General features: G+C 38.6%; 7 protein-coding genes. All 7 read left to right on the forward strand.

Features of this window, described 5'->3' with window-relative positions:
- Nucleotides 1-27: 27 nt before the first annotated feature.
- Nucleotides 28-1,227, forward strand: coding sequence for a glycoside hydrolase family 27 protein (locus QUH73_RS07115; RefSeq protein ID WP_289529746.1), 1,200 nt, complete (start codon nt 28-30; stop codon nt 1,225-1,227).
- Between the two features lie 12 nt (nt 1,228-1,239).
- Entirely contained in the window at nt 1,240-2,064 is an 825-nt protein-coding gene (locus QUH73_RS07120; protein ID WP_289529747.1) for a hypothetical protein, read from the forward strand.
- An 85-nt stretch (nt 2,065-2,149) separates the two neighbouring features.
- Complete coding sequence (locus QUH73_RS07125) at nt 2,150-4,417, forward strand: S9 family peptidase (RefSeq protein WP_289529748.1); 2,268 nt, start codon at nt 2,150-2,152, stop codon at nt 4,415-4,417.
- Nucleotides 4,418-4,705: 288 nt separating this feature from the next.
- A complete protein-coding gene (locus QUH73_RS07130; protein ID WP_289529749.1) occupies nt 4,706-5,611 on the forward strand; it encodes a helix-turn-helix domain-containing protein in 906 nt (301 codons plus the stop codon).
- 682 nt (nt 5,612-6,293) lie between these two features.
- The gene (locus QUH73_RS07135) at nt 6,294-6,641 is read left to right on the forward strand and encodes a hypothetical protein (protein ID WP_289529750.1); all 348 of its coding nucleotides are present in this window, start codon (nt 6,294-6,296) and stop codon (nt 6,639-6,641) included.
- 38 nt (nt 6,642-6,679) lie between these two features.
- Entirely contained in the window at nt 6,680-6,883 is a 204-nt protein-coding gene (locus tag QUH73_RS07140) for a hypothetical protein (RefSeq protein WP_289529751.1), read from the forward strand.
- Between the two features lie 229 nt (nt 6,884-7,112).
- A partial coding sequence (locus tag QUH73_RS07145) for a lectin-like protein (protein ID WP_289529752.1) occupies nt 7,113-13,197 on the forward strand: 6,085 nt, incomplete at its 3' end.

The raw sequence follows: 13,197 nt of genomic DNA on the forward strand, positions 1-13,197 counted from the left end.
TTTCATCGGACTGAAAAGATATTGAAAATGATAAGAAAGTATTTTTTAATTTTGATTGTTTTTCAGGTATTTCAAGGATACAGTCAAAATTTTGAAGATTTAGCGCTTACGCCTCCAATGGGATGGAACAGCTGGAATAAATTTGGCTGTAATGTAAGTGAAAGTCTGATTATGGAAATGGCTGATGCAATGGCCGAAAGCGGAATGCGTGATGCTGGTTACGAATATTTGGTGATTGATGATTGCTGGCAGGTGGGCCGCGATAGTCTTGGAAATATTATTGCCGATCCGGAAAGGTTCCCATCAGGAATGAAAGTACTTGTTGATTATGTGCATAGCAAAGATTTAAAATTTGGCATTTACTCCTGTGCCGGATCAATGACCTGTCAGTCTCGTCCGGGCAGTCGTGGATATCAGTTTCAGGATGCCCGTACTTATGCATCGTGGGGCGTAGATTACTTGAAATACGACTGGTGTTTCGATGAGGGACAAAAAGCTGAAGCAGCATATAGAACAATGAGTGATGCTCTTAAAGCCAGCGGAAGACCGATTGTATTTTCGATTTGTGAATGGGGCGAAAGTGAGCCTTGGAAGTGGGGGAAAGGAATCGGACATTTGTGGAGAACAACGGCCGATATTCGGGATTGTTACCAATGTACTTTTGATTGGGGCGGACTTGGTGTTCTCGATATCATTGATAAACAAGCTGATTTATATGAATTTGCAGGTCCCGGACATTGGAATGATCCTGATATGCTGGAAGTGGGAAATGGAGGCATGACACCCGATGAAAATAAAACCCACTTTTCGATGTGGGCCATGTTGGCCGCACCATTGATGGCAGGAAACGACCTGCGAAATTTGGATAAGGCAACAGCTGAAATTCTCATGAATGAGGACGTAATTGCAATTGATCAGGATTCAGATGGGCACCAGGCCAGAAAATTTATGGACATGGGCGAATATGAAATCTGGGCAAAACCTCTTGCTGACGGAGAAGTTGCTGTATGTTTTTTAAACCGTACGAATGAACCCTGGAAATTGAATTATGACTGGAAAAAACAGACGATGTATTTTGCAAAAGATATTAGTATCCATCGAAATGTATATAATGTAAAAGATTTGTGGGAACATAAAATCATTGGGAAAACTGATGAAAATCTTATTAAAGAAATTCCTCCTCATGGAACCTTGTTGGTTCGCTTGTTGAAGTTAAATAAACAATAAAAAACATTATAAATGAAAAAAATTCTTATTCTAATCGCAGTTTTGATGCCTTTGTATGTGGCATCTGCAAAAATTAAAGAAGCGGATCAGTCAGAGCAAAAAGTATTTACAATTACATCTCCACCTTCCGATTTTAAATTCGATTCATTCTATAAAAAGTATGTTAACGTGAATGGAATTCACATCATGAGCTCCAATAAGGTTCCTGATTCAGCTTTTTATGTGGCTTGTAATATTGTCGATTTTATGACCAAAAGTTTGCCTGGTAAAGTTTTGAATCAGATGGTTAAAGAGAATGCCCGACTTGCAATTATGGCTCGCTACGAAGGAACGACAGATATTCCGGAACATGCTCATTTGGCTCAGGACACTACTTTGAACTGGGATCTTAGAGCCCGGGGACTTGGTGGCGATATGGAATTGCCGTTAACCTCTTGTGCTGAAGAGAACCTGCTTGCTTATCAGATTGATAAATATCATGCTGAGGATATTTTGGTTCATGAATTTGCACATGCAATTCATTTGATTGGAATTGCACCAATCGATTCTACATTCAACAATTTACTGCAGGAAAAATTGGATAACGCCATTGCCAATGGTAAATACAAAAAAATGTATGCTGCTACCGATATATATGAATACTGGGCAGAAGGAGTTCAGAACTGGTTTAATGTGAATGCCGAAGTTAAGGTTCCAGATGGAAAACACAATTGGGTGAATACCCGGGAAGATATGAAAAAATACGATTCTGATTTGTATGAAATTGTTGCGCAGTATTTTCCTGAATTCGAAAAAAGTCCCTCCCGCCATTCTACAGCTAATTTATATCGTGAATAGTAAAGAATTAGAAATGGCTGCCGAACAGGGTAGTGAAAGCCTTTAATAATTTAATAATGTACATCATACTATTAATTGAAAACAAATGAAAGTTCAGAAAATAACGATCATTATATTTTTACTGCTTTGCGCAGGAAATATATTTGCGCAGGGAGAGTTGAAAGACTATCAGGAAGCTGAAAAATGGCTTTACTATAATTCTCGGGCTAAAGTTTATAATGCAGGAATTCAGCCCAACTGGATTGGTAAGGGAGATTCATTATGGTATTCAACCAAAACAAGAAAAGGGAATGAGTATTTTTTGGCAGACTTAAAAAAGAAACAAAAAATGCCTTTGTTTGATCATGCGAAATTGGCAGAAAAAGTTTCTGAGTTTTTGCATAAAGAATACAAAGCGTATGATTTAAAATTAACAGGACTTAGTTTAAAGGGGAGAGATACATTAAAGTTTACTGTAGACACTTCTTGTTTTACAATCAATTTGAGAAACTATCAATTAAAATCGGCAGCTAATCCCGAAAAAAGAAATATAACTGAGTTGCCTGCTCCAAACAACAAACAAATTGCTTTTATTAAGGATTATAATATCTATCTGAAAGATAAAGATGGCAGTAATATTGTTTCGTTAAGTACGGATGGGTGCGAAAAACTTAGTTATGGCAATTCCATTCCATGGGAATTTGTGCGAAATGAAAGTAAAAAGCAAGATGTAGAATACGGAATAAGTGCGTATTGGTCTCCCGACTCAAAATATCTTATTTGCAGCAAATTTAACCGGAAGGAAGCTCAAAATTTATACATGTATCACAGTGCTCCTGAAAAAGGATTGCGGGCCGAAGTATATTCTTACGAACGCGCCCTGGCAGGTGACACATGTCTTTCTAAAACCTCGTATGTTATTTTTAATATCGAATCGGGTAAGCAAATAGAATGCGATCTTCCGGAATATGCAAGCTTTTTAGAAGGTGGCTTTGAATGGAAATCCAACAAACATGCGTATATCATTCGTTACCAAAGAGGTTATCAAACAAGGGAATTAATCGATGTAAATATTGAGACAGGGAAAACCAGAACTGTGATTTCTGAAACCGCCGACACCTATGTGGATGTAAATATGCTTTTGTACCGGATAAATAAAACCAGTAACAATATTATTTGGTCATCGGAGAAAGAAGGATGGAACCAGTTGTATCTGTACGACTATGAAACCGGTAAGCAAATAAATAAAATCACCAAGGGAGAATATGTGGTTCGCGAAATCTGTAAGGTGGATGATAAAAAGGGGAAAATATATTTCACCGCTTGTGGTATCGAAAAAGGCGATCCATATTACACGTATTTGTATTCGATCAACATTGATGGCTCGGGACTTAAATTGCTGAGCCCTGAAAATGCAACTCATACTTGTAATATCAGTCCAAATGGTAAATATGTATTTGATGATTATTCGCGGGTTGATTTGCCCAACCATTTTCTAATTCGAAGTGTAAAAAACGGAACTAAGATTCTTGATCTTGCTCAGCTTGATATTGATGATATTGTTGCAATGGGATGGAAAGCTCCGGAGATGTACAAAGTAAAAGCGAGAGATAACAAAACAGATATCTATGGAGTGATTTATCGTCCTTTTAAAATGGATTCTACAAAAAGGTATCCGATAATAGATGGAACTTATTCTGGTCCGCAAACAATTCGTACACCTAAATCATTTACTTCGGCATTGTACAGTATGGATGTGTCATTGGCACAAATAGGTTTTATTGTAATGACTGTTGATGGCTTGGGTTCTGCTTATCGGTCCAAAAAATTTCATGATTTTTCTTATAAAAACCTTGGTGATATAGGTGCTCCCGATCATATCAAAGCAATCAGGGAAATGGCGGCCAAATATCCTTATATCGATATTGAAAATGTTGGAATTTATGGTCATTCGGCCGGAGGATACGATGCAGCGCATGCTTTATTGACTCATCCTGATTTTTATAAGGTTGGCGTTTCTTCGGCGGGCAATCACGATCACAGAATTGCCAAAGCATGGTGGCCCGAATTGTACATGGGATTTCCCGCAGGGAAACATTACGACGAGCAATCCAATTTGTCTTTAGCAGATCATTTGCAGGGCAAGTTAATGTTGGCGCATGGAAACATGGACAATAATGTAAATGCGGCTTCATCCATGCGAATGGCAGATGCTTTAATAAAAGCCAATAAAGATTTTGAATTGCTGTTGGTACCTGAATGCGATCACAGCAGTCTTTACTACAATAAGTATTTCATCAGGAAACGCTGGGATTATTTCGTGAAAAATTTGTGGCACAAAGATGCTCCTGATTGTTACGAAATAAAAAAATAAATAGTAATTATTTAGTTTAGATATTTTTTAGTTAATTGACACGCACTATTTTTCAGTAAAGTAGTGCGTGTTTTTATTTGAAATAATAGGCGCTGAATAAGGCTGAATCTAATTTCATTTTGCGAATAATGTGACCGGGAACAGTCGCTTATTTTTTTTAAAATGGTTTTTTGTAGTCTGACGGGAAAAAGGTGACTTAGCATAAATAAAAAAATACTGTTTTCACACGAAATGTTTAAAAAAAATTACACATATTTGTTTAAAATCTGCAATAAAAATCTTTTATAAATGGAAACAATCATCAAAGTAAATTCTATTTCGCAACTGCATGAGATGTTAAATATGGATACCCCCAAACATCCTCTAATTACAATAATTGATGTTGCCGATGTAGAAGTAACACAAGAAATGGTTGACATAAAAGTTGTGACAGATTTATACTGTATTGCCTTAAAAGATGTGCATTGTGGTATGGAATATGGAAGAAACAGTTGCGATTTTGAAAATGGAGCTTTGATTTTTACAGCACCACTGCAAGCATTTACAGCTACCAAACCGGTTGAAAAAAATGAAAATAAAGGCTGGATGCTTTTTTTTCATCCCAGTTTTCTTAAGAAATCACATTTGAGTCAAAAAATGACTCAATACTATTTTTTTGAATATCATGCGAATGAGGCCTTGCACCTATCCACATTAGAAAGAAATACATTAAATGATATTATTTCTAACATCCAAAAAGAGTATACAGAAAATATTGATTGTCACAGCCAAAAGGTGATTATTTCAAATTTAGAATTGATGCTCAATTACTCTCTTCGTTTTTACGAACGTCAATTTAAAACCCGTAATATTGTACACCAAGGTATTGTAGTAAAGTTTGAAAAAATAGTAAATAGTTGGATAGGTGAAAATTTACTTGCTGAAAAGGGAATTCCAACAGTGCAGGACATTGCAGAAAAAATAAACTTATCCCCTAATTATCTAAGTGATGTGCTTCGAAAAGAAGCAGGGATTTCTGCCAAAGATTACATCAACAATTTGATGATTAGGAAAGCAAAGGCAATGTTATTAAGTAGCACTAATTCAGTAAGTGAAATAGCCTATTTACTTGGTTTTAATTATCCCCATTATTTTACCCGCTTTTTTAAATCAAAAACAGGTACAACACCAACAGAATATAGAAGGGTTAACTAGTTACTGTTTGGTTAATCCTTAGCAAGTCCATTTTATTGAGGATTATTAAGAAAGAAAATGTTTCTTAATTTGAGAAGAGAATGGTTTCCCAAAAAGTTAATAAATTGAAATAAGCAGTTTGAAAGAAGTGGAAATTGCAATATTTCTGAATCTAACTGACTCACAATGAATCCATAAAGATTAGTTGGTAACTTCTTCAGCTTCTTTTGCCCCAATGCGTTTGCCTAAGAGCGCAGAATCTTATGATTACCCCTGTATTTTTATTGCAACTGAGCTTTCTTACTGAAAAGAAGGAAGTGTAAACTGCGGTCCCTCTATTGTAATAGGCGCATGAATAATTTTTTTGTGTGAAGTAGTTTAAACAAGATCCCCTTACTAATGTTATGTTTATCTGTAACTTGTCTGGTGACATCCAAAGTAACTACTTAATTGTTTTGAAGTTTTTTGTTTTTGATTATGTGTTCATTGTTGAGTTCAAAAACTTGGCGTAAATCTGATTGGAATCTATTTCTATTCTCAAGTAAATTCTCAAAAAAACAAGACTCATCAGTAAAAAGTGTTAGAGGATCGATACTATGTGTTATTGTTATTGCCGTTTTTTCTACAGATTTACTTTGCTTCATATTTAGTAATAATCGATCAAGTTCAACTAAATATTTATTCGCACCAAAAAGCTGCATAAATGGAACAAATTGAATTTTTAAAACTTCGATGCGTAAAAGGGAGATATGTGAAACTATTGGTGTTGTGTTTCGTAAAGTGCTTAAAAGAAATTGCATCAAATTTGGAATATACTAATAAAACCGTTGGTGCAATTCGTGAAGAAACAGTAGCGAGTTACAGAGGTTCGGCTTTAAAAGAGATTGAATTTCATTTTCCATTTTCGATACGAAGCTGTATTGAATTTGAAACCAATTCAAATTGTTCAATACTCCTAAATCATATACTGAAGTGTAGAAAATTACAGGGCCTTATTGAATATTTGTTTGTTTTTTATTTACTGAGAGGTGCTCTCTTACCGAAAAAATAGAACCATTAAACCTAAATATAACTTAAAAAATACTACACATGAGGAAAATTTACTTATTGTACATCATTTTGTTTTGTAACTTAAGTTTGTTAGCACAATCCCCCGGAGGTATCTCATCAGGTCTTAACCTTTGGCTCAAAGCCGATGCCGGTTTTATTTACAACAGCTTTACCCATGCCGAATGGTTGGATCAATCTCCAGGCAATCTGGCATTTGATGTAAGTCTTATGATGTTGTCTTAGAGTCTCTTATGTGATTTGTCGATGCTGTTAGTATAATGTTTTTCCTCGACAAAAGTTACATGTTAAAAAGTTGACATTCCTGAGTTTACATTAATTTAAACAAAAACTGGGTTCTTTGGATTGAAGAGAAAACAGGAAAAGTTGAAAACAATTCTATTTAATAAATTTTTTATAATTCCTCATGATTTACAAATTTACCACACTACTAGGGGGTTTGATGTTTGCGGCGATGAGCTCATTATGCATTGATACTCCACCCGAGATGAATGGGAACGACATTTCTCCAAAGTATTATACCGAAACAAATACTCCGGTAACTGTATTCCCAAACTTTACCATTACCGATGCAGATGGTGATGATATTAAAGGATTAGTAATTGCCTTTACTTCCGGATATTCTGAGAATGAGGACATTCTTTCGTTTACCACCCAGAATGGGATAAGTGGAAATTTTGATAAAACCAAAGGAGCACTCATCCTATCCGGATCAGCTTCACCGGCTAACTACCAGACGGCTGTTCGCAGTATTACTTACACGAACGAGGTTGCTGCAAGTTCTGTCAGCTACGCCCAGCGTGAGTTAACTATATCGTTGGCTAATTCAGACTATTCCCCATCTACCGGACATTTTTATGAGTTTATAAATAGTACGTTATACTGGGATGCTGCAGAAACAGCGGCCAGCGCTAAAACATATTATGGATTACAGGGATATTTGGCTACTGTTACTTCTGCAGAAGAAAATAGTTTTGTAAAAAGCAAGATATCGAGTTATAATACTTGGCTTGGAGGTTCTGATGCTGCAACGGAAGGAAGTTGGTTGTGGGTTTCAGGTCCTGAAACAGGAAACCAATTTTCAACGGGTGCAACTGCTTACAATGGTAGCTATGTAAACTGGAAATCCGGAGAACCAAGTAATAGTAGTGGTGTTGAGCATTGTCTGTTAATGAATTATTCGGACGGAAGCTGGAATGATGGAGGGAACAACACTTCTTTAGGATACACTGTTGAGTATGGTGGAATGGCCGGAGACCCGACAATAAATATGACCACGACAACAACCTTAAATGTAGTCGCTCCTCAGCCTCCGGAAATAGATGGAAAAAATGATTCGCCAACATACAATACCAGCGAATATGATCCGATAGTTGTATTTCCTAATTTTACGGTTACCGATCCTGAAGGTAGCGATATAAAAGGCTTAACGATTCATTTTAGCTCTGGTTACCAGAGTAATCAGGATACCCTTCTTTATACCAGTACGGGCGGTATAACCAGCCAATTCGATGAAACTTACGGTGCGCTCGTTTTATCAGGAGATGCCTCACCCTCCGAATACCAGGCTGCTGTGCGTAGCATTACCTATGTAAACAATGCTCCATTATTTAGTTCAATAGATGGCAGCCAACGCCAATTCACCATTTCGCTGGCTAATGCCAACTATTTCTCGCAAGATTCGAAATTGGACGATGGGCACTTTTATGAATATGTGAATGCTACTATTACATGGACCCAGGCAGAGGCAGTAGCCAGTGCTAAAACATATTACGGACTGCAAGGTTATCTGGCTACTGTTACTTCTGCTAACGAAAATATATTTATTCAGAATAAGATTTCCGATATGATTTGGCTTGGTGGCTCAGACCGTGAGACTGAGGGAATCTGGAAATGGGTAACAGGACCCGAGAGTGGGAACCAATTTTCAACTGGTGCAAATGCGTACAATGGTAGTTATGTGAACTGGAACTCGGGAGAACCCAATAGTACTAGTGATGAGGAAGATTATATAATGATGTATGCTGCCACTAATCCCGGTAAGTGGAATGATATTTATCCGACTAAAACATATGGGTATGTCGTTGAGTATGGAGGAATGACTGGTGACCCGGCTTTAACGATGACCACCACAACAACTCTGAATATTGATGTTGTTCGTCCGAAATCACCGGGAGGTATTGTCGATAACCTTGAACTATGGCTCAATGCAGAAAAAGGGTTTACCTATACCAGTGCAAATGATGCCGAATGGATAGACCAGTCGAAAAACAGAATGCCATTGAACGTCGGTTTAATACAGAGCCAAAGCGTTGGTACTGTAGCTCCAACTTTAGCTGAGAATTCGAATAATTTCAACTCAACTATTGCTTTTGACGGAGCACACACCGGATTGGCATCAGCAGTTGATGCAGCCGATTTTGATTTTTCGGAAATGTCGGTTTTTTCGGTACAGCAGGTGGCTTCCGGTACCTATTCTCATACCGTTTGGCACTATGACAATGATGGCGATAATGATCTTGCTTTTTTTATAAATGGTGGCACTGATTACAAGTTCAACATAACAGTAAATAACGCGTCACTAGGAGATCTTACAGTTCCCGTTTTGAATGATGATGTCTCACATCTGGTTGGGTTTACAAGCAATGCTTCTTCTTCCGAAATTTATGCGGATGCTGTTGACATACTAAATGTGGGAGGTCAATCACAATTGCCCGCCAATGGAGCGCTTATGATTGGTCTCGATGCTGATAATGCAGAAGCTCAGGATGGCGGCAACCATTTAAAAGGTAATATCGGGGAAGTGGTGATGTTTCGCAAAAAACTGTCTGATTTGGATCGACAGAAAGTAGAATCGTACCTGTCTCTCAAATATGGCATAACGTTACCCGGCAATTATGTAGCCTCTGATGGAACCACGAAAATGTGGACCGACGATGGCGATGGATATGCCCAAGATATTTTTGGTATTGGTCGTGACGATGCCAGCGGGCTGAATCAAAAAGTTTCGAAATCGGTCAACGCCGGAAGTATTTTGACCATGTCACTGGATGCCGATTTTACAACGGCCAACAACGATGCAGGCAGAACTACTGAGCACACTTATGATCTGCAGTTTATGACTGTGGCTAACAATGGGGCTGCTTTGACGACGCAGACCACCGAATTAGCTGTGGCATCAGGATTTAACGTTCGTTTGGCACGGGAATGGAAAGTAGATGCCACCAACTTCGCACAAAACATTAGTATGAAGTTTGAAGGCTATGATGAAACATGGTCGATAATAGCCACGACTGATGGGGATTTTTCAACAGGGGTAATTACTATTGGAGCATTAAATGCCAATGGAGAGTTTACCACTTCTTCTGCAATAGCCGATGGGACAGTATTCACACTTGCAAAATTTCAAGAAGCCCCTGGTGGAATACTTGACAACCTGCGCGTGTGGTTTAATGCCAACAGCGGCACTACAAATGGAGGCAGTACAATAACCAATGGAAATATTGAGAGTTGGGAAGGACAAAAGCCATACGGTGTAAATGTAACTACTGTGGATGGTGTCGTTGGAGACCCTGCAGTGGTTCCCAACATTGCAAACTTCAACTCTGTTGTTTCTTTTGATGGTAACGATGCGATACGAACCTCTTCTACTGCTCCTTCTACAACCTATTTCAATTTGACTAATGAAAATACCATATTTTTAGTAAAAAAATCTATGGCAGGAAATGTTGAAGCCGGGTATATTAGCACTATTGACCGAGCTGCTTATTTCCAACGAAGTGGCAATTATCAGCGTATGGATTATGGTGAAGGTATAACTATACCTTTACTCATTGGAAGTACGACAACAATTAATAAGTATGTTATTGCGCGGCAAGATGTGCAGCCAGGCAACCTGTCCCTGTATTTGGATGGTACTTTAGAGAAACAAACAAGTTCATTTCACTTATTGGCCAGTAGTTCTAATGGTTATTTAGGTTTCGGTGCAAATCCGTATGATTTTTCATACCCATCTACAGCAGATATCGCCGAATATATTATTTATGCTTCGGATCTTTCTGCTATTGAAATAAAAGAGGTTGAATCTTACCTGGCACTTAAATACGGCATATCAAAAGCCGATGATTATTTGGCCTCTGATGGCAGCACCATCTGGAGTGCGACTAATAATACCGGTTATGCAACCGATATTTTTGGAATAGGTCGTGACGATGCCAGTGGGCTGAATCAAAAAGTTTCGAAATCGGTCAACGCCGGAAGTATTTTGACCATGTCACTGGATGCCGATTTTACAACGGCCAACAACGATGCAGGCAGAACTACTGAGCACACTTATGATCTGCAGTTTCTGACTGTGGCTAACAATGGGGCTGCTTTGACGACGCAGACCACCGAATTAGCTGTGGCATCAGGATTTAACGTTCGTTTGGCACGGGAATGGAAAGTAGATGCCACCAACTTCGCACAAAACATTAGTATGAAGTTTGAAGGCTACGATGAGAATTGGTCTATTATCGCAACTACAGATGGTGATTTCTCATCTAACGTAACTACAATTGGAACTTTAAATGCCAATGGTGAATTTACAACGACAACTGCTCCGGTAGATGGAATGGTATTTACTTTGGCCAAATTTCAAAAAGCACCAGGAGGTGTAACCAATAACTTAGCCCTATGGCTAAAAGCGGATACAGGTACAGGCACAACTACAAATAATGCTGCCATTACAGGTTGGGAGGATCAATCCTCAAAAGGGATGGATGGAACTTCAACTAGCTACCCTGATTATTTAGAAAATGCCAGCAACTTTAACCCAGCTATTAGTTTTGAGAGAGGCAATTCTGAGTTTATACAATTACCTGCAGGTTTTTCAGATTTTACGGCAGGGTTATCATTTTATTCTACTGCTAAGCCAACCAATGCAGGTTCTTACGAACGTTTTATCGATTTGGGGAATGCCCCTAGTGATGATAATATTATTATGTGCAGGTTCGAAACCGGACAACAAATTTATGTGGGAAGTTTGCATCTCGATGGTGCTAATCCTGTAGTACAAAATATAGCTCATACTAATGATAATATAATTACCGACAACACCAATGCTACCTATAGTTTAATGGCGCCAGGTGGAGTTGAGTATGCACAGGTGGCACCAACAATACGTAGAAATGCGCTTCCTTTTGACTACACCGCAAATCTTGGAGGTTTTGCTGTACCAAAAAATATAAACAGAACGTCAAATTATATTGGCAAATCAAATTATCCAGTAGACGCCTACTATAACGGCGAAGTTTCAGAGGTCATTTTATATAACAGAGAACTTACTGCTACCGAACAACAACAAGTAGATTCTTACCTAGCCATTAAATATGGTACTACTTTAGACCAAACCACAGCAACAAACTACTTAGCTTCAGATGGTACGGCAATTTGGGATGCAACAGCCAATTCAGGTTATACCTCCGATATTTTTGGTATTGGCCGTGACGATGCCAGTGGGTTGAATCAAAAAGTATCACGATCGGTAAATAGTGGTAACAGCCCTGTTTTGGCAACAAACGCTGATTTCACTTCATCAAATTCCGATGCGGGCAGAACCACCTCACTTGATGATGGCAACTTTATGCTGATGGGGCATAATAATGGAACTGAAAACTCATTTACCTCAAGTTTCGACGGAGGTACCAATAATCGTTCAGACCGTGTATGGAAAGTGGATGAGACCGGTACGGTGGATAATGTATATTTTGCTATACCAAAAACAGCGATAACTTTCCCTTCCGGAATACCTGTATTAGTAGTGTCTAACGACCTAACATTCAATAGTACTGATAATGTTATCAATTTAACTGACGATGGAACCTATTATTGGGCTTTGATAAATCCAGATGATGGAGCATATTTAGCTTTTGCATCAACAACACCAGGTTTTACGGTAAGCGAAACAGCCTTAACAATCGATGAAAATGCAGGAACAGGTACGTTCACAGTTGTTTTAGATGTTCAGCCATCTAACGATGTGGTCTTTGATGTTACGAGCGATAAAACGGATGAAGCCACGTTAGATAAATCAACACTGACCTTTACGTCGGCTAATTGGGACACGCCGCAGACGGTGACAGTTACTGGTGTGGATGACAATATCGACAGGAACGACATGGCAACAATCACTGTTGCGGTGAATGATGCTTCCAGCGATGATACTTTTGATGCCCTGGAGAACGAAACCGTAGCGATTACGCTGACCGATAATGATCAAACCATTACTTTTAACGCACTCGCAGATAAAACATACGGAGACAGTGACTTTGACCCCGCAGCTACGGCAAGTAGTGAACTAACGGTTTCATATAGTAGTTCAGATGTTTCTGTTGCCACTATTGTGGACGGAAAAGTACATATTGTTGGTGCAGGATCATGCACCATCTATGCCGACCAAGCCGGTAACGCTTCATATGACGCGGCAGTCCAGGTTTCGCAAGGATTTAGCATCACCCAGAAAGCCATTACGGTTACTGCTGATGCAGGTCAGACTAAAG

Source organism: Labilibaculum sp. K2S (genome assembly GCF_030372765.1).
GTDB lineage: Bacteria > Bacteroidota > Bacteroidia > Bacteroidales > Marinifilaceae > Labilibaculum.

Excerpts from the sequence above, each read along its gene's own strand:
- QUH73_RS07115 (WP_289529746.1), top strand. The coding sequence starts at position 28 with ATGATAAGAAAGTATTTTTTAATTTTGATTGTTTTTCAGGTATTTCAA.
- QUH73_RS07120 (WP_289529747.1), top strand. The coding sequence starts at position 1,240 with ATGAAAAAAATTCTTATTCTAATCGCAGTTTTGATGCCTTTGTATGTG.
- QUH73_RS07125 (WP_289529748.1), top strand. The coding sequence starts at position 2,150 with ATGAAAGTTCAGAAAATAACGATCATTATATTTTTACTGCTTTGCGCA.
- QUH73_RS07130 (WP_289529749.1), top strand. The coding sequence starts at position 4,706 with ATGGAAACAATCATCAAAGTAAATTCTATTTCGCAACTGCATGAGATG.
- QUH73_RS07135 (WP_289529750.1), top strand. The coding sequence starts at position 6,294 with ATGGAACAAATTGAATTTTTAAAACTTCGATGCGTAAAAGGGAGATAT.
- QUH73_RS07140 (WP_289529751.1), top strand. The coding sequence starts at position 6,680 with ATGAGGAAAATTTACTTATTGTACATCATTTTGTTTTGTAACTTAAGT.